Annotated in this window: 1 protein-coding gene; it reads right to left on the bottom strand. The window is 60.5% G+C overall.

Annotated features, from left to right (window positions below):
* Nucleotides 1–314: 314 nt before the first annotated feature.
* On the bottom strand, nucleotides 315–567 hold a 253-nt coding region (locus EK386_RS20390; protein WP_218939082.1), incomplete at its 5' end, for a hypothetical protein.

Here is a 567-nt window from a genome sequence, read left to right as displayed (position 1 = left end):
ATGTGATGGCTAACGTTAGCACGTTAAATAATCAAGGGGATAAAATTATTAAAACAACGGTTAGTAAAACACCCCTCGGTACTCTCACTGGCATATCTGCCCATACCGCCCTCCTCCTATGCCCTCCAGTTTAATCAGGGCGACGGATTGCGGCCCGCTTGGCATGGGCGCTGCGCCTCGCGTACAAGGGCCAACGCAGGCGCGATGGCAACGACGCTGCAGGGCTTGCAATAGCACCGCAGGAAGCAAGCGCCAGGCGCGCTAGTGACGCACTGAGCACATCGCCGGGCACGTCGCGCGACTGGGCGGTGACATCACTGCAGCCCACTGCGCACCTGTGCATTGCGAGCAGATAGACCCTGCAGATAGGCCGCGCCGGGGTCCTGCTGCGGGAGAGGCGCGACGACAACCTGCAGTTGCTGCGGGGGCTGTTGCTGCACTGGCTGGACTGGCCGCACCTCATGCCGAGGCTGATCTGCAGACCGACGGGGAGCCTCGCGTGCTGGAAGCTTGAAATCAACGAAGAAGCCGCGCTCTACGATGTGCTTGCACAGACCCTCAGGCATA

This window comes from Lysinibacillus antri, from assembly GCF_003977595.1.
Taxonomy (GTDB): Bacteria; Bacillota; Bacilli; order Bacillales_A; family Planococcaceae; genus Ureibacillus; species Ureibacillus antri.
The sequence above is the reverse complement of the archived record's forward strand: the minus strand, read 5'-3'. Positions and strand labels throughout refer to the sequence as shown.